This is a genomic window from Mariniflexile soesokkakense, assembly GCF_039650365.1.
Taxonomy (GTDB): Bacteria; Bacteroidota; Bacteroidia; order Flavobacteriales; family Flavobacteriaceae; genus Mariniflexile; species Mariniflexile soesokkakense.
Genome location: NZ_JAZHYP010000006.1, coordinates 99071 through 116385, shown reverse-complemented (window position 1 = coordinate 116385; position 17315 = coordinate 99071). Strand labels below are relative to the sequence as shown.

Here is a 17315-nt window from a genome sequence, read left to right as displayed (position 1 = left end):
AATTGTTAATTTTGAAAGATTATTGCTCCAATAGTTTTATGAAGAATTTTATAATATATCTATTTTTACTTTGTCCTATTTTTTTCTTTGCTCAAGTTAAAGATGAAGAAGAAGATACTTCGGAATACGAGTATATGTTTATTGAAGGTGATTCAGTGCCTCAATCCGTAGTAAACTTAAATCCTATTTACATACTTGGCGATTTAAAATTTCCCAGTAAAGAAGACCGTATTAAGTATTTAATTTTGCGCAGAAAAACCCTTAAAGTATATCCATATGCTAAATTAGCTTCCGAAAGGTTAGATTCATTAAATTCACGATTAGAATCAATGAAAAAAGAAAGTGATAAGCGCCGTTATACTAAAATGATTCAAAAATATATTGAAGGTGAGTTTTCGGATGAATTAAAAAAATTATCACGAACCGAAGGACAGATTTTAGTGAAATTGATACACCGCCAAACTGGGAAAACAACCTTTGGATTGGTTAAAGAACTCCGTAGTGGGTGGCGTGCGTTTTGGTATAATACCACAGCTAGTATGTTTGATATTTCCTTAAAGAAACCTTTCGACCCCAAAAATGTGTATGAAGATTACCTTATTGAAGATATTTTACAACGAAGTTTTAAAAACGGTTTGTTGGTTCGACAAAAACCCGCAGAAGAATATAGCTTTTATGATTTAACAGATATCTGGATAGATAAACAGAAAAAAAAGTAAGTTGTCATTTTATAAACAAACACCATTGCAGGAACGACTAAATGCCATTTCACATGCCATTGGTGCTATTTTTGGTGTTTTAGGATTGACTTCTCTCATTATTTTTGACAGTGGTAAAACCGACTGGAGTCTATTTAGTGTTATTGTGTACGGTATTTCTATAATTACTTTATTTACAGCTTCAACACTATACCATTCGGTAAATGACGAGGTTAAAAAACATTACTTTCGCATTATAGACCACATTAGTATTTACTTTCTTATTGCAGGAACTTACACCCCAGTATTGTTAATTACGTTACACCAGAGTTTGGGGTGGACTTTATTTTATGTGGTTTGGGGAATTGCTGCTTTTGGTGTGATTCTAAAACTATTTTTCACAGGGAGGTTCGAACTATTATCAACCGTGTTGTATTTGGTAATGGGTTGGCTTATTGTGTTAGACTTTACAAACCTATCTAAATTAATGGATAGTAATGGCGTGTTGCTTTTGTTTTTTGGTGGGTTAGCATATACTGTTGGTATCATCTTTTATGCTATAAAAAAAATTCCATACAACCATGTAATTTGGCATGTGTTTGTGCTTACGGGTGCTGTATTTCATTTTTTTATGATTTTCTTTTATATCATTTAATATGATTAAAATTGTACCAGCAACAAGTGTAACTGATTTTGATTGTATTTCAAAATTAGCTCACATTATTTGGCATGAACATTATATTTCAATTATCAGTTTAGAACAAATTGACTATATGCTTGTTAAATATAATTCCGTTGAGGCTTTAGAAGATCAAGTTAATCAAGGATTTTTGTTTTTTTATATCACTTACAATGATGTTCCTGTTGGTTATGTAGGGGTTAAAAAGGAAAGCGATTTTTTATTTCTAAGTAAACTTTATGTGTTGAGCAAGTATCGCGGAAAGAAAATAGGAAAAGCAGCTATGCAATATGTTATTAAATTAGCAAGCTCATTTGCTTTATCAAAGGTTAAGCTTCATGTTAATAAATATAACGCTAATTCTATTCTTGCTTATGAAAAAATGGGCTTTGTAAATGTGGGTTCTTTGGTAACAGATATTGGAAAAGGCTTTATAATGGATGATTATGAAATGGAGAAAACAATTGACAATTAATATTTTACCTAACACCTAATCCTCAATCACATCTTTATATTCTTCAAAGAAAGCTTCAAATAAACTCATGTGTTCATTAAAAAACTCCATCACCTCGCGCCAAGTGTTTTTGTTGTGAATAGATACTTTTTGCTTTAAAGGCAGGTAGATTCTAGAAATTTCTTTTTCGTTTTCAAGAAGATGTGCTTCCTCAAAAACAGCTTCAGGTAAAAAATCATCTAGAAGAATCGATTTTAAAGCCAGTAGTTTTTCCCAGTATTTAATACGGAGTTCCAAATCGTCTTCCAAATCAAGAGCAACTAAAGCAGATTTAGTATCAAAATGAAATTTAAAACTAAAGCCTTTCAATTTTGTGTCGTACAAAATCCATTTCCGTGGAAACGATTTCCCAAAACTCGTCCAAAATTCTTGTCGTAATAATCTAGATTCTTCTTTTGAAAACATTTTTTATAGTTTCAAAGTTTTTAATTTCGTCTACCGTCTTAACTAAATCAAATAAGCCACTCCAACACCTACAACAATAGATATAAACTTCGATAAATTAAATTTATGTCCGTCGCCACTTTCAAATAAAATAGTGGTAGAAATATGGAAAAAGATACCAATAACAAAGGCATTGATTATTTGTGAATAATCGGCAATCGCTTCCCAAGTATTACCTATAAAAGTGCCTAAAGGTGTCATAAATGCAAATACCAATAAAAACCCAGCAATTTGTGTTTTGCTGTATTTAGATTGAAATAAAAACATAGTAATTAAAGTTGCAATAGGAATTTTATGTACTAAAACCCCGTAAACCATATCGTTGTGGTCGTGAATAGAAAAACCCTCTAAAAAACTATGAATACACAAACTAATAAACAACGACCACGGAAACGCCGTTTCGTGTTTATGGATGTGCACATGCCCATGTTCGGCACCTTTCGAAAACAGTTCCAGTATTATTTGTAGCAAAATACCGCACATAATAAACAACCCAGAACGTTTGGCATCTAAGTGTTCATACACTTCGGGCAACAATTCAAAAAGTGTTAATGCTAATAAAAACGAACCACTAAAAGAAAGTAGTAGCTTGGTATTCCACGATTTTTGATTTTTGGTAATGGTAGCTAAAATAAAGCCAAGAATAACAGCCAGTATAGGAAACAGAAATTTGTTCATTTAAAATATAACCTACTTAAAATTTAATTAATACTATTTAAAAATCATCACTAAACGTTCCGATGTTTTTTTGTTAAACTTACGCAATTTATAATCGCCAAAAACATCTAATAAATAAACCCCAGCCTGTTCAAAAAGCGCTTCAAAATCGGCTAAAGTAAACGCTTTAACACGCTCTTGAAAGTTGTGGTTTTTATCTTCGGCAGTGAAATTAATATCTTTTACAATATAACCGTCTTTCACATAACGCTTTAAGTTAAAATCAATACCATCAACCGTTTTCACTTCTTCAGGCACTAAATTATCAATTATAAATTCACTATTCATAAAATCAATTACCCCAAAACCAAAGTCGTTTAAATCTGCTTTAATCGCTTTTATGGTGTTTAAATTGTCTTCATCCTTATCAAAATACCCAAAACTGGTAAACAAATTAAAAATGGCATCAAACGGTTTGTTGAAGGGTTTGCACATATCATGCACCTCAAAATGCAACGTATCGTTTTCAAACTGTTTCGCATAGTCTATACTATTTTCGCTCAAATCGGCACCTGTAACATCGAAACCTAAAGAGTTTAGGTACACCGCATGTCTCCCACGGCCACAAGCCAAATCCAGTATTTTTCCATTTTCCGGAATATTCAAATAACCCGTAAGCGTATCCATAAAATGTTGCGCTTCGGTATCGTCTCTGTCTTTATATAGAATATGGTAAAATGGCGTGTCAAACCAAGAAGTAAACCAAGTAGTTGTGTTTTTATTCATATTTTTATTTTGGGGTTACCCCCGAAGAAATATCCGGGGTCAGGCTTTCCGCTATATCTTTTAAAAACATCATTGCGAGTACGAAGCACTTAGCTATCTGCCAAATTATAGTTCTCAACAAAGTGCACTGCAAATCAGTTTTAAAAAGGATGCCACTTCAATCCTTAACCCATTATCAGCAAATGCTGGTTAATTAACCGCAAAATTACGTTATTTTTGCAATCTATTCGAGATAAAAAATGGAAGAAAATTTTAATATGTTAGCCAAAACCCTATTTGGTTTTGAAGAATTACTAGCAAACGAACTAACACAACTAGGTGCACAAGACGTTAAAACGGGCGTTCGTAGTGTGTTTTTTTCGGGCGATAAAGGTTTTATGTACAAAGCCAATTTAGGTTTGCGTACCGCTATAAAAATATTAAAGCCCATACATACATTTACGGTAAATAACGAGCAAGATTTATATGACAACATATATAAAATGGCTTGGGAGCTGTATGTAAAACCTACAGGAACCATTGCGGTAGATGCTACTATCCATTCCGAGTTGTTTACCAACTCGCTATACATTGCACAAAAAACCAAAGATGCCATTGTCGATAAGTTTCGCGATACCACAGGCGAACGGCCTAATGTCGATTTAAAATTCCCAGACCTAAAAGTAAATGTGCATGTAGATAGACATCAATGTACCATTTCGTTAGATTCTTCGGGCGATTCCCTGCACAAACGAGGGTATAAATTAGCCACTAATATTGCGCCCATAAACGAAGTGTTGGCAGCAGGATTGATTATGTTATCGGGTTGGGACGGACAAACCGATTTTATGGACCCCATGTGCGGTTCGGGCACCATGCTTATTGAAGCTGCTATGATAGCCTGCAACATACCACCAAACCTCATGCGAAAAGAATTCGCATTCGAGCGTTGGAACGATTGGGATGTAGATTTATTTGAAAAAATTGAAGCATCGCTACTTGGTAAAACTCGAGATTTTCATCATAAAATCATCGGATACGATAAAGCGCCAAGTGCTGTAAACAAAGCTATTGAGAATGTGAAAAATGCCCAATTAGACGATTTTATAGAAGTAAAACACGAAGACTTTTTTAAAACCCAAAAAGGCGGCGAGGAAAAGCTACACATGGTATTTAACCCACCGTACGGCGAGCGTTTAAATATAGATATGCAAGAGTTTTATAAAAATATTGGCGATACCTTAAAACAAAGTTACCCAGGTACCGATGCTTGGTTTATAACCAGCAACTTAGATGCTTTAAAACATGTAGGCCTAAGACCTTCTCGTAAAATACATTTATTTAATGCGAAGCTGGAAGCACGTTTAGTTAAATATGTGATGTATGAAGGTAGCAAAAAGGGGAAGTATATGAAGTAGATTTTTTTTTGAGTGCGCTTTTTATAAAGAGATTCTGTTTGTCTTTCATAACGAAGGCTTTTTATGCATCGCTATTTCAGGACAAGACATTTTTATTATTGGGTTTATAGGTTCACTAAATCCGCTTATTTAACCAATCTTTTACCTCATAAAAATTTTGAGGTGCAACTCCATGTCCAACCGGAAATTCAGAATATTTGTTGGCAATGTTTAAGCTATTTAAATACGGTGCGGTTTGTCGTGCCCAATCTACCGGAATTACTTGGTCGACACTTCCGTGAGAACAATAAAAATCAAGATTTGAATAATCTTTTGTGTCCATGTTTCCAGGCAAAATATCTTTATTTACATAACCACTCAAAGCAATAATGTTTTTAACCTTTTCAGGATAGGTTAAGGCTACGGCATAACTTAAAATACTGCCTTGGCTAAAGCCTAAAAGCGTGATGTTCTTTTTGTTTACAGGATATTCAGCAATGGCCTCATCTATAAAAGCAGCAATTAAATCACGTGATTCTTTAGCTTGCTCGTTATCGTTCCACTTGCCTTGTTCTTCATCAAAATTAATAGCATACCACGCATTGCCATAAGGTTGCATAGGGTAGGGTGCGCGTACCGAAATGATGAAAAGTTCCTTTGGTAATTCAGATGAAAATGAAAATAAATCGTTTTCATCGCTACCATAACCGTGCATCATAATGAGTAAAGGTGCGTTTTCTGTTAAAGTAGATTTTCTAATAATATGTTGTAAAGAAAGCGAAGTGTTTGTCATGGTTATTTACCTAGATTTGCAAATAGTTTTTGATATAATTCTCCAACAAGCGGTACCGTTTGCGCTTTTCTGGCAACGGCATTGGCGAAACCAAATATAAAAAGTACTCCAAAAAACATATAAAACCCAAAGGTAATAAACCAACTATCAAAAATGCCCACTATATAACCAAGAGCAAAAAACGTTAGCCATAAACCAAGTGCTTGTCTTATGTGAAAACTGGCAAACGCACTTTTGTTTTCATTATTTAGGTAAAAAGCTATTATGGTTCCAAAAATGGTTAAGTAGCTAATAATAGCGTTGTTTCTTCCTGCTTCAATATCTTGTTCTGTCATATTTATGAATTTAAAGACACTTTATTGTTTGCAATAATACCATATATATTTCCTTTTAAAGTTTCATTTTCAAAAATAGCGTTTTTAGATTTTGAAATAATATGCTTTATAGAAAAAGTGTATTTAGTATCTGGATTAAAAAGTGTGATATTCAGTTTGTTTCCAATGTTAATTGGGGTTGCTTCTAAACCAAATCGAGTTTTTCCTTTGGTTAAAATATCGATGGTTTTCTTGGTTGTAAAAACAGTTTGTAAAGCGCCAAAAGCACTTTCTAAACCAATGCTTCCATAAGCAGCATAATCAAACTCTATTTTTTTGTGTTCAATATCAATAGGGTTGTGGTCGCTGGTAACCATATCAATGGTACCATCTTTCACAGCTTCTACCAAAGCATCTACATCGGTTTGCGTTCTTAATGGCGGCAATACTTTAAAGTGAGTGTTAAAATCGGTTAAAACCGCATCGGTAAAGTATAGGTTATGAATGGCAACGCTACAGGTAATATCCAGTTTTTTCTTTTTGGCTTCTCGAATCAATTCCACCGATTTTACTGTTGAAATGGTTGGGATATGCAATTTCCCACCCGTATACTCCAACAAAAACAAATCGCGCGCCACTTGAAGTTCTTCTGCTAACGCAGGAATGCCTTTTAAACCAAGTTTGGTACTGGTAATATGCTCATTAACCACACCGTTTCCTGCAATTTTATTTTCTTGCGGAAACGAACATACCAAACCATTAAAATTACTGGCATATTGTAGTGCAATTTTCATCAGGTTAGGGTTTACTATTGGTTTTTTATAATCGTAAAACGCCACGGCACCAGCGGTATTCATGTCGTAAAGCTCTGCTAAATCGTCCCCTTTACTGCATACTGTTAAAGCACCAACAGGTAATAAAGTAACAGCGTTGTTAGCTGCTTTTGAAGTGACATACGTAATATCAGAATTTGAATCTATTACTGGATTAGTATGTGCATTCATTGCAACTGCTGTAAAACCTGATGCAGCTGCTGTTTTTAATCCGTTTGCAATGGTATCGCGTTCTTCAAAACCAGGTTCTCCAAAACACACACTACTATCAAACCAACCTTGCGAAATATGAAGGTTTTCAAAAGCAATTTCTTGATAGTTTTTCGGGTTTTTAATAGTGTTGGCAATCTCTGTAATTACACCATTTTCTATTAATAAATCCTGAGTTGTATTGTGAAACTCGCTTTTAGAATCTATGATGGTGGCAGATTTTATAAGTATGTTCATTTAAAGTATTTTAATATGAGCATTTCAATAATCAATAACGCTAGTGCAAAAATAACAAACCATTTCCATAAGGCGTTAATTTTTGCATCACTTTTTATAGTGTCGAAAATCTCTGTAATCGAATCGCTAACAGTTACGTTTTTTGAAGCTGATAGATTTCTGTAAACCAAACTACTTTCGTTTCTATTGTAATTATAACTAACGTTTTTAATGGTTTCGTTTTTATCTTTAATAGCATAAATATGGGCTATTGAAGGCGTTTCAGAGGTACTAATCACCACTTTGTTATTAAAATATTGCTGTTTTGGTATGATGGTAATCTCAGCATTTACTAATGATAGAATATCATCTTGCTGCAATGTAGTTTCAACATCAAAGATGTTTTCTTTTCCAATAGTATAATATAAAGCAGGATTTTTAAAGCTGAATTTTCCAATATTATAAAGTGTGGGCACTATTAAAGGTGAATTTTTAAAACTGGAATTAGTACCGTTTAGGGCTGAAGTAAATACAAATGTATTTTTAGTATGGTTTAAAAAAGGTTTTCCATCTTCAAATTTTAAAATAGCGGCTGCGTTTTTAGAGGCTATATTATAAAAACTGGCAGTTGTTGGGTATTGAAAATTATCAACTTGTTTTTCAAACACACCAGAATTGTATAAAGGATGCGAATAATTAATTGTGGTGATGCGTTTTTCGGTTTGAATTATTTTATTAAAACGACTTCCAAAATTAATAAGTAATTGATTATAAGATTCTATATTAATAGCTGTTGAAGGAATAACAACAAGCGAACCGCCACGATTTGTAAACGATTTTAAGACATCAACAAGTGCATTAGGGATGTTGTTTAATTCATTCAAAATTATAACATGCTGTTGGTCTATAAGCGTATAATTTAATTGATTTTCATGGATTGAAATAAAATTAAACTCATCTTCAGTATAAATACGTTTTAAAAATGTATCGTCCTCTGCATTAACAGCAAGTACGTTAATTTTAGAAGTTTGATTGATATTAAAATACAAACTGTTATCAAACTGTAAATTGGCATCGTCAATAGTGATTTTTCCATTAATAACATCATTAACTGGAAGTGAAAAAGAGGTTTCAATCTGGTCTTTAATAGCAACCGAAGTTTTAGCAATCAATTCATCATTATTAAATAGTGAAACGGGTAAGTTTTCAATAGTTTTCCCACTATTTTTTAAAGTCACTTTTAATTCTACAGACGAAGCTGTAGTGGCTGTAATATATGCTGAATCGATAGCTACGTTGTTGTTGTTTATAGGTTTTAACTTTACTAAATGTAGATTGGTTAACGAGTCGATGTTAGGAATGAAACCAGACTCATCCTTTTGAAAATCAGAAATAAACACAATATTTTTCAAGATGTTTTTTTGCTTACTGAAAAAGGTATTGCTTTTTATAAAAGCTGCATCAAGGGTTAATCGGTTAGCAGAATAATCTAATTGCAATAAATCATTTTTAACGGCTTTTATTGTAGTATTTCTAAAGGTTTCATCGTTTGTAATGATGCTTATTTTTTCGTTTTCGGGCACAATACTAATAATATCTTGTACCGCGCGTTTTAAAAGCTCACCTTGGTTACCTTTAGCTTGCATGCTAAACGAATTATCTAAATAAATAACCGTTTCTTTTTTAGAATTAAAAGTATTGGTATTTGTAGTAAATGGTTGTGCAAACGCTAGAATAATGGCAGCAAGCAATAAGAGTCTGGTACATAGGACTAACCATTTTTTTATTTGAGAACTTTTTCGGGTTTGTATGGAGGCTTCTTTTAAAAATGCGACGTTAGTAAACGCTTCTTTTTGAAACTTACGCAACTGAAATAAATGAACAATAATAGGGATTAGCAGTAAAAATAAAGCGTAAAGAAGTTCGGGGTGTTTAAACTGCATTGTGTTTTATATTTTTCAAATATAAAAAATGAAAATGAATAATTGATTGTATGTTGACATTAACAAAAGAAAATATAATCTTTTAAAGCATGCATATTAAGTGTTTTTAAATACCCTCTTATTTCTTTTTGTGCTGTTTTGTTGGCAACAGTGATAATGCTTTGAGGCTTTTTTATATTTGAAAGCGCATTAAAATCTTTCATTGTTTTTCCGTAAATGGCTTTGCCGATTTTTTTTGGGTTATCGCAAATCCACTCAAAAGGAATTTGTTTTTCCAATAAAATACTTGCCATTAATTTCCCTTTGGTGCCAGCGCCCCAAATGGTTAAGGTTTTTTCTTTGTTGTAATCAATCTCTAAAAAGTGGCGCAGTTTTAATTCTGTAAAATGATTTTGCGCATAATGGATGTGGGTTCTAGAAGTGCGTGTGCTGTAATCGCGCCATTTGTGCAATACCACATCACAAGGAATACATTTAAAGTTGTGTTTATAAAACCGAAAGGCTAAATCATAATCTTCAGGATATAAATGCGGATTAAAAGCATCACAAGCCATTAAATCGTTTCTATGCAGCATCCAACAAGGAGATGGAATTACGCATTCTTTATAAATTTCAGAATAATTATTACCTGTTTTGGTTAAGTTATTTAGCCAAGTTTCATAACTTTTATAACCTTTACCAACACCGGTTTCACTAAAATATTCAACCAAACCAACGGCAACGTGTTTTTCGCCATGCGTTGTTAAGTTATTTAGTAAAACTTCCAATTTGTTTGGTAGCATGATGTCATCGCTATCCATTCGGGTGATATAGTCGCCTTTACTCTGCTTAAAAGCGAGTTGCAATGCATCAATAATACCACTTCCTGTGTTTTTAAAAAGCTTTATCCTGCTGCCTTTATCTGCGAAAGCGTTAACAATATCATAGCTATTATCGGTTGAACCATCATCAACAATAAGCAATTCCCAATTGGTATATGTTTGATTTAAAATAGAATCAATACATTCGCTTAAATAAGGCGCTGTATTCTTAAAAGGCGTTAAAATACTTATCAACGGTTTTTGCATGCAGCGAATATACATAATTAAGCTTTTTAACAAAACCTTAAGATGCGGATGTGTAACATAATAGTAATTTGGGCGTCAATTAAAAAAATTAAAAAAAATCATTAATGAATACCAAAACTTTAACCGCTTTATTTGCCTGTATCATCTTAGCAAGTTGTAGTGCTACAAAAACATCGGGTAACGATTTAGCTACCAACCTACCAATTGAAACTTCAATAAACTTAACAAAAATTGAAAACGATAAAGCACCTGTAACTATCAATCCAGGGCGTTTTAAGGAGCAAACAGTCACGTATCGTATACCAAAAGTGGTACAAGGAACCTATGCTGTTAGTGATTTTGGTAAATATATAGATGATTTTAAAGCATTGGATTATAACGGAAATACATTGCCTTTTAAAAAAACAGATACCAATACTTGGACGATTTCCAATGCAAAGCAATTAGATAAAATCACATATTTCGTTAATGATACATACGATACTGAAGTTTCAGGTAGAATTGGATCTGAAAACCCTTTTTCACCAGCTGGTACAAATATAGAGCCCGATAATTACGTATTAAATCTTCACGGTTTTATTGGGTATTTCGATTCATTAAAAAATAATCAGTATAAACTTGATGTAACTGCTCCTGCCGATTTTGTTCGTTCATCTGCATTACCAGACACCGCGTCAAAAACAAGTGAAGATGGTACTAGTATAACAACAAGCTATTTGGCACCTAGATATTTTGATATTACCGATAACCCAATGATGTACGGTAAACTTAGTGTTGAAGAGTTTAAGGTTGGTGATATTAAAGTGGTTTTAAGTGTGTATTCGCCAAATAAAATACATTCTGCAACGTCTATAAAAGATGCTATGTATAAAATGATGAAAGCACAAAAAGCCTTTTTAGGAGATATAAATAGTACCCCACGTTATGATATTTTTCTTTATTTATCTGAGGAAAAAGACGATTCGCCAAAAGGGTTTGGAGCTCTCGAACATCATACATCTACCATGGTGGTTATGCCAGAATCTATGGAAGAAGATGCATTGGAAGATAACTTGATAGAAACGGTGTCTCACGAATTTTTTCATATTGTAAGTCCGTTATCAATTCATTCTGAGGACATTCATTATTTCGATTATAACAATCCAACGTTTTCGAAACATTTATGGATGTACGAAGGGGTAACCGAATATTTTGCAAATTTATTTCAGGTAAACCAAAATTTGATAGATGAAAACGAATTCTATAATAAAATCATGGAAAAGATTCAACGTTCCAAAACAATGAATGATGCCATGAGTTTTACCATTATGAGTGAAAATGTATTGAAAGCACCATATAAGGACGAATATTATAATGTGTACCAAAAAGGTGCATTAATTGGTATGTGTGTAGATATTTTAATGCGTGAAGGAAGTAATGGAAATAGAGGGATTTTATCCTTAATGAAAGAACTATCAAATAAATATGGTAAAAACAAGCCGTTTGAAGATGATAAGCTTATTGATGAAATTTCAAGCATGACTTATCCTTCTGTTCATGACTTTTTAACTGCTCATGTTGTTGGTGATATTCCAATTAATTATAATGAATTTTTTAATAAAGTAGGTTTAGAAATAGGCGAAGGCAAAGTAGAAACTAATTATATATTAATGAATGGCGCACCAATAGTTAGTGGAGACCCACAAACAGGCACTATATTTTTTACAGATATGGTTTTACAAAACAGTTTCTGGGTAGATAATGGTGTTCAGCCAAATGATGTTATCAAATCTATTGATGGCACAGATTTATCTATGCAAAATGCAAATCAAGTATTGCAAAGTGTATTTATGTGGAAACCAGGTAAAGACGTGGAAGTAAAATTAGAGAGAGATGGTAAAGAAGTAATTATAAAAACCAAAACAACCCCAAGCTACACAATGGGTGAAGGAATTATGGAAAAACCAGATGCTACACCTGCTCAAAAAACATTAAGAGATGCTTGGTTAAAAGGATAAATAATTTACTGTTTTTGGATTACGATTAACGGTTGATGAACTTTGTTTGTCAATCGTTTTTTTTTTTTTTTGAATGTCACCTTGAGCGCAGTCGAAAGGTCAATTGATGTTAATAAGTTATTTAATATTAAAACCCTTCAAACACACCCAAACCAAACAAGGCAAAATCATATTTCACAGGGTCTTTGGCATCAAGCTTTCTTAAAGCAGTATCTAATTCCAATAAGGCTTTGCCATCATTTTGTTTTCTGGTAAGCAAACCTAATTTTCTGGCAACATTCCCCGAATGCACATCCAATGGGCAAGACAGTTGAGCAGGAGAGAGGCTGTTCCAAATACCAAAATCAACGCCGGTTTTATCATTTCTAACCATCCAACGTAAAAACATATTGATGCGTTTTGCTGCCGAATTTTTTAAAGGATCGCTAATATGTTTTTGGGTGCGTTGCAGATGCCCTACTTCAAAAAAAGTGGTTTTAAATTTTGAGATGGCATTTTGAACAGAATGTTTTTCAGCGTTTTTTGTAAAAATAGCTTCCAATCCGTTATGGTTTACATAAATGTTTTTTAGGCACTTTATAAACTGAATAGTATCATTTCCATTAAACGTTCTGTGTACAAAAGGTTGTAGCTTTTCTAAATCGGTTTCTTTATAATTCATTATAAAATCATAAGGTGAATTATCAAGCAATTCAACCAACCGTTTGGCATTGTTAATAATACTTTTTCTATTTCCCCAAGCAATAGTTGCCGTTAAAAAACCCGAAATTTCAATGTCTTCTTTCAATGAAAATTGATGCGGTATTTGAATGGGGTCACTTTCAATAAATTTGGGGTTATTGTATTGCTCAACTTTGTTTTCTAGAAAGTCTTTTAGTTCGTTTTTGTTCAAAAATTTCAAATTTAAAATTCAAAAATAACCTTATTTTTTATTAATTACGAGTTAAGTCTTCTTTATAATTCATAGTAAATCAAGGTTTTGTAAAATATTATTTAGATTTATTCTAAATAACTTGCACAAACTGATTTCTGTACATATTTTTGCGTCAAAATTAACTATTTATATTAAGTCTAAATAAAAACAAATGAAAAAACAACTAACCATCATTCTCTTTTTAACGCTAAATCTTTTTGGATTTTCGCAAAGTGGAACCGTAAAAGGTATTATAAAAGATTACAACAACACCTCACTATTCGGGGTCAATGTGAGTGTTAAAAACACTATAAAAGGAACACAAACTAATGACACTGGCATTTTTGAAATTTCTGGAATTAAAAACGGAAATTATGTACTTGCTATTTCTTATTTAGGTTTTAAATCTAAAGAAATCGCTTTTAAACTAAATTCAAATGAAACTATCAATTTAGGAATTATCACTCTTTATGAAGGAGATGAAATTTTAGATGAAGTGGTTATCAATGGAAATAGAACCAATAAGTTTTCAAGAAAAGAAACGGCTTATGTGTCTAAACTTGCATTAAAAGATATTGAAAACACACAGGTTTATAGTACCATTACAAATGAATTACTACAATCACAATTAGTTACAAATTTTGATGATGCTCTTAAAAATGCTGTTGGTGTAGAAAATTTATGGACCTCTACCGGTCGAGGTGGTGATGGTGCGGGGTATTATTCGTTAAGAGGTTTTTCGGTACAACCGGAATTGGTTAATGGCTTACCAGGTTTAACCAATGGTACTATTAATGCAGCAAATATTGAGCGTATTGAGGTGGTGAAAGGCCCTTCTGCTACCTTATTCGGTAACTCGGTTACTGCTTATGGAGGTTTAATAAATGTAGTCACTAAAAAACCATATGTGGGTAATGGGGGCGAGCTTTCGTTTACTTCGGGCTCTTATGGTTTAAACCAAGTTACAGGCGATTTTAATACGGCTTTGGATAAAGACAATAACATCTATTTCAGGTTGAATACATCATATGCTACCGAGCAAAGTTTTCAAGATGCCGGTTTCCGAAAATCGTTTTTTGTAGCGCCGTCACTTTCATATAAAGTGAGTAATAAGCTGTCGTTTTCATTTTATGGTGAAATTACACAGGCAGAACAAACAAACCCGACTTTTTTATTCTTAAACAGAAGTGCTCCTTCGGTAGCAACAAATCTTGAGGAATTAAATTATAACAATAAATTATCTTTTACAAGTAACGATTTATCGCTTGAAAATCCAACGCAGAATTATAGAATTCAAATGGATTATAAATTGTCTGATACTTGGCAATCTCAAACATTGCTTTCAAAAAGTTCTACTTCAACTAAAGGTTATTATACGTATTTATACGATTATGGTATTTTAGAAGGTAATACATTTTCTCGTTTTTTAAATAAGCAAAACGCTAGTACATTAACCACCGATATTCAACAAAATTTTATAGGCGATTTTAAAATTGGTTCTTTAAGAAATAGAGTGGTTATTGGTTTGGATTATTTTAATGCTACTGAAACTAACAATAGTACAGGCTATGCGTTTTATGGTAATGTAACACCTCAAGGTGGATCTAATGGAGATAATCCTTTTACGACAGATGTTGAAACGGATAACTATCCATTATCTACAGCTGGAGTTGATGCTGTTTTGGCTTCTCAATCTGTTGGAAATTCAAAATCGAAATATAGCATTTATAGTGCCTATGCATCTAACGTTTTAAACTTTACCCAAAGTTTCTCTGCTATGGTGGGACTTCGTTTGGATAGGTTTAATAATGAAGGTTCTTTGGCAAATCCAGATGATGATTATAACCAAACTACATTTTCACCAAAATTCGGACTGTTATTTCAGCCTATTTTAAACAAATTATCATTGTTTGCCAATTATCAAAATGGTTTCAAAAACGTAGCACCAGCATTGGTAGGCGACCCAGGCGCAGGACCTCAAACTCTGAAAACATTCAGTCCAGAGCAAGCAAATCAGTTAGAGTTTGGTGTTAAAACAAATCTTTTCAATAGCAGATTAAATGCTACTGTCAGTTATTATGATATTAAAGTAACCGATAGAGTTATTACAGATCCAGATTCTCCATTCAACAAAATTCAAGGTGGAGAAGTGGTAAGTAGAGGTTTTGAGGTTGAAATTAACGCGAATCCAGTAAATGGGTTAAACGTTCGTGGTGGATTTAGCAACAACTATAGTGAAACAACAAAATCTGATAATGCTAATATTTTAAACAGAAGACCGCTTGAAGCTGGTCCAAGAAATCTATATAATTTATGGGCAAATTATGAATTTCAAGAAGGAAGTTTAGATGGCTTTGGTTTAGGTTTCGGATTTAATGGTTCTAGTGAGCGTTTTGCTATAAACTACGCATCAACAGGTGAGTTTGTTTTGCCAAGTTATACCATTGTCAATGCGTCTATTTTTTATGCAGCAGACAAATATACTGTTGGTGTTAAATTGAATAACGCATTCAATAAGGAGTATTATAAAGGATGGTCAACCATCAACCCGCAAGCACCACGAACCTTATTGGCAAATGTTACTTATAGATTTTAATATTATTCACTAAAAATACTAAGGGCAATTAAAAATTGCCCTTTTCTACTTGAATATGGCATATAAAAAAAGCATTCTTTGGCTTCATAAAATTTTAGGATTGGTAACAGGTGTTGTTGTTTTTATTGTTGCAATTACGGGCTGTTGTTGGGCATTTAAAGAAGAAATTGAAAGTCTTTACACTGAAAATTATACAGTTGAAATTCAGAATAAACCTATTTTAACACCAACAGAAGTTAAAACCATAGGGAATACCGTTTTTCCAAATAACACTATTCACGGAAGTATTTTTAGCAACAGTAATGAAGCTATTGAGATTATTTTTTATGATGCCTATCCTGAATTTTATCAAAGTGTATTTTTAAATCCTTACACAGGAGATGTCATGCATATCGAAGATCATTTTTCTGGTTTTTTCTCTTTTATTTTAAAAGGACATATACGTTTATGGTTTCCAAAAGATATAGGAGAACAAATTGTGGGTGCTTCTATTTTAATATTCATTTTAATCATCATTTCAGGATTCATTTTATGGCTCCCAAAAAAGCGTAAAAACTTAAAGCAACGCTTAAAATTTATTTGGAAACCTACAACGGGTTGGAAACGAAAAAACTTCGATTTACATGCTATTGTTGGCTTTTACATTTGTTCACTGGCATTAATTTTGGCATTTACAGGCACTGTGATGTCATATAACTGGATGAAGTATGTGGTTTACAGAGCAGCAGGCGGGGATAAAGTACCCCAATTTATCATTCCACTAAATGAAAGTGCTACTGCAAGTTTGGATAGCGAAACTTTTGCTATTGACAATTTAATTGTGAAGCTTAAACAGGAATTACCAAATGCTGTTAGTTATGAGTTACACTACCCTGAAACAGATTCTTCGAGTGTCTATGTAGAGGTTTCAAACAGTAAAGATGTTTTTTACGATACCGATTTTCGCTTTTACGACCAAAATACCTTAGAAGAACTTGAAACACCTGGAGTTTATGGTAAATATAGCGATACCAAAGTAGCCGAAAAAATTCTTCGAATGAATTACGATATACACATAGGAGCCATTGGCGGTTTACCAGGGAAAATTATTGCTTTTTTGGTTAGTTTACTTACGGCAACCTTGCCAGTAACCGGCATTCTTTTATGGTATGGCAGAAAATATAAGAAGGAAAAGCCAGTAAAAACAATCGATGAACGGTAGAATTTAACTTTTAAATACAAAATTCTGAAGATTGAATAAACTAAAATTAGAATTTATAGCGTTATTTAGCAAAAATAA

Annotated in this window: 16 protein-coding genes; 7 read left to right on the top strand and 9 right to left on the bottom strand. The window is 32.9% G+C overall.

Annotated features, from left to right (window positions below):
* Positions 1–38: 38 nt before the first annotated feature.
* From VP395_RS12580 to VP395_RS12570, 3 genes are read left to right on the top strand one after another with little or no spacing between them, the layout of a single operon-like run.
* Positions 39–719 carry a DUF4294 domain-containing protein gene (locus VP395_RS12580; RefSeq protein WP_346242369.1) on the top strand — a complete coding sequence of 227 codons (681 nt, stop codon included), beginning with the start codon at positions 39–41 and terminating at the stop codon, positions 717–719.
* Position 720: 1 nt separating this feature from the next.
* Positions 721–1353, top strand: a complete 633-nt coding sequence (gene trhA / locus VP395_RS12575) for a PAQR family membrane homeostasis protein TrhA (RefSeq protein ID WP_346242368.1) — start codon at positions 721–723, stop codon at positions 1351–1353.
* Between the two features lies 1 nt (position 1354).
* Positions 1355–1852 (top strand): GNAT family N-acetyltransferase, encoded by a 498-nt coding sequence (locus VP395_RS12570; RefSeq protein ID WP_346242367.1) that lies wholly within the window; start codon positions 1355–1357, stop codon positions 1850–1852.
* 15 nt (positions 1853–1867) lie between these two features.
* On the opposite strand, the gene VP395_RS12565 is transcribed toward VP395_RS12570, so the two are convergent.
* From VP395_RS12565 to VP395_RS12555, 3 genes are read right to left on the bottom strand one after another with little or no spacing between them, the layout of a single operon-like run.
* Positions 1868–2296 carry a DUF4268 domain-containing protein gene (locus VP395_RS12565; protein WP_346242366.1) on the bottom strand — a complete coding sequence of 143 codons (429 nt, stop codon included), beginning with the start codon at positions 2294–2296 and terminating at the stop codon, positions 1868–1870.
* A 42-nt stretch (positions 2297–2338) separates the two neighbouring features.
* Entirely contained in the window at positions 2339–3013 is a 675-nt protein-coding gene (locus tag VP395_RS12560) for a ZIP family metal transporter (protein ID WP_346242365.1), read from the bottom strand.
* 33 nt (positions 3014–3046) lie between these two features.
* A complete protein-coding gene (locus VP395_RS12555; protein ID WP_346242364.1) occupies positions 3047–3778 on the bottom strand; it encodes an SAM-dependent methyltransferase in 732 nt (243 codons plus the stop codon).
* A 239-nt stretch (positions 3779–4017) separates the two neighbouring features.
* On the opposite strand from VP395_RS12555, the gene VP395_RS12550 reads away from it, so the two are divergent.
* Positions 4018–5175 carry a THUMP domain-containing class I SAM-dependent RNA methyltransferase gene (locus tag VP395_RS12550; RefSeq protein WP_346242363.1) on the top strand — a complete coding sequence of 386 codons (1158 nt, stop codon included), beginning with the start codon at positions 4018–4020 and terminating at the stop codon, positions 5173–5175.
* A 115-nt stretch (positions 5176–5290) separates the two neighbouring features.
* Here VP395_RS12550 and VP395_RS12545 read toward each other — a convergent pair whose 3' ends face one another.
* The 5 genes from VP395_RS12545 to VP395_RS12525 are packed head-to-tail and all read right to left on the bottom strand — an operon-like array spanning position 5291 to position 10530.
* Entirely contained in the window at positions 5291–5947 is a 657-nt protein-coding gene (locus VP395_RS12545; RefSeq protein ID WP_346242362.1) for an alpha/beta hydrolase, read from the bottom strand.
* Positions 5948–5949: 2 nt separating this feature from the next.
* Entirely contained in the window at positions 5950–6282 is a 333-nt protein-coding gene (locus VP395_RS12540; protein WP_346242361.1) for a hypothetical protein, read from the bottom strand.
* A gap of 2 nt (positions 6283–6284) precedes the next feature.
* Positions 6285–7541, bottom strand: coding sequence for a dihydroorotase (locus tag VP395_RS12535; protein ID WP_346242360.1), 1257 nt, complete (start codon positions 7539–7541; stop codon positions 6285–6287).
* Positions 7538–9463 (bottom strand): BatA domain-containing protein, encoded by a 1926-nt coding sequence (locus VP395_RS12530; protein ID WP_346242359.1) that lies wholly within the window; start codon positions 9461–9463, stop codon positions 7538–7540. The genes VP395_RS12535 and VP395_RS12530 overlap by 4 nt, the downstream gene beginning before the upstream one ends.
* 59 nt (positions 9464–9522) lie before the next feature.
* Positions 9523–10530 carry a glycosyltransferase family 2 protein gene (locus VP395_RS12525; RefSeq protein ID WP_346242424.1) on the bottom strand — a complete coding sequence of 336 codons (1008 nt, stop codon included), beginning with the start codon at positions 10528–10530 and terminating at the stop codon, positions 9523–9525.
* A 104-nt stretch (positions 10531–10634) separates the two neighbouring features.
* Between VP395_RS12525 and VP395_RS12520 the strand changes: the two genes are divergently transcribed.
* Positions 10635–12527: a M61 family metallopeptidase gene (locus VP395_RS12520; RefSeq protein WP_346242358.1), complete on the top strand. Its 1893-nt coding sequence runs from the start codon at positions 10635–10637 to the stop codon at positions 12525–12527.
* 127 nt (positions 12528–12654) lie between these two features.
* On the opposite strand, the gene VP395_RS12515 is transcribed toward VP395_RS12520, so the two are convergent.
* The gene (locus VP395_RS12515; RefSeq protein ID WP_346242357.1) at positions 12655–13419 is read right to left on the bottom strand and encodes a TIGR02757 family protein; all 765 of its coding nucleotides are present in this window, start codon (positions 13417–13419) and stop codon (positions 12655–12657) included.
* Positions 13420–13612: 193 nt separating this feature from the next.
* Between VP395_RS12515 and VP395_RS12510 the strand changes: the two genes are divergently transcribed.
* Positions 13613–16036 carry a TonB-dependent siderophore receptor gene (locus VP395_RS12510; protein ID WP_346242356.1) on the top strand — a complete coding sequence of 808 codons (2424 nt, stop codon included), beginning with the start codon at positions 13613–13615 and terminating at the stop codon, positions 16034–16036.
* A gap of 55 nt (positions 16037–16091) precedes the next feature.
* Positions 16092–17237 carry a PepSY-associated TM helix domain-containing protein gene (locus VP395_RS12505; protein WP_346242355.1) on the top strand — a complete coding sequence of 382 codons (1146 nt, stop codon included), beginning with the start codon at positions 16092–16094 and terminating at the stop codon, positions 17235–17237.
* Positions 17238–17315 lie beyond the last annotated feature (78 nt).